Annotated in this window: 1 protein-coding gene; it reads right to left on the reverse strand. The window is 31.2% G+C overall.

The window, feature by feature from the left end; genetic code table 11:
- Positions 1-33 precede the first annotated feature (33 nt).
- Positions 34-372 carry a helix-turn-helix domain-containing protein gene (locus JK188_RS17640; protein ID WP_243699003.1) on the reverse strand — a complete coding sequence of 113 codons (339 nt, stop codon included), beginning with the start codon at positions 370-372 and terminating at the stop codon, positions 34-36.
- Positions 373-688 lie beyond the last annotated feature (316 nt).

Here is a 688-nt window from a genome sequence, read left to right on the forward strand (position 1 = left end):
ATAATGAATTAAACATGTAGGGAAAATATATGCCTACTTTATAAATGAGCTACTTAACAGTGAGATATCTTTACTGCCAACACTGCTTAGCTTAAATTTCATTATGGAAACTCGAATAACTGCTCTATCCAAAAAGTCCTGAATAGGCATTTTTAGTACATTTAAAACCTGTACTAGCATATCTATTGTAATGTTGCAGATACCTCGTTCATAACGAGAAACTTGCTGTTGAGATATATTCAATAAATTTGCTAAATCTTTTCCACTGAGCGAGCGACGCTTTCGTAATAAATAAATTTCATAACCCACTGCTTTTGTATAAATAGTTATACCCTTCTTGGATGAAGGGTTGTTACCGTCTGTTTCTTTCATTGTCTGCATTCCTTCCAAACAGCATCACTTAATAAAAGTCGTATTTAGGTGAATACGAAGGATTGATGAAAACGTTGTGTGAGGAAATTATTTCACTCCGTTTTCTTCTAACTAATTTACGTGACGTTTTTTATAAAATCAAATAATGCAAATATAGTTAAATAGCCGAAAATTTTAAATTAAACACATAGGGTGAGTAATATAAAATAATAAAGCTAGCGTTAGGTGGTGCTAAGAGGAGTAGGCTCTTTGAGAGCATCTTTATTAAATAGTGATATAATCTTGTTTAATTCATTATCGGTATATAATAAAGAAT

Source organism: Providencia sp. JGM181, from assembly GCF_018257375.1.
Lineage (GTDB): Bacteria > Pseudomonadota > Gammaproteobacteria > Enterobacterales > Enterobacteriaceae > Providencia > Providencia lanzhouensis.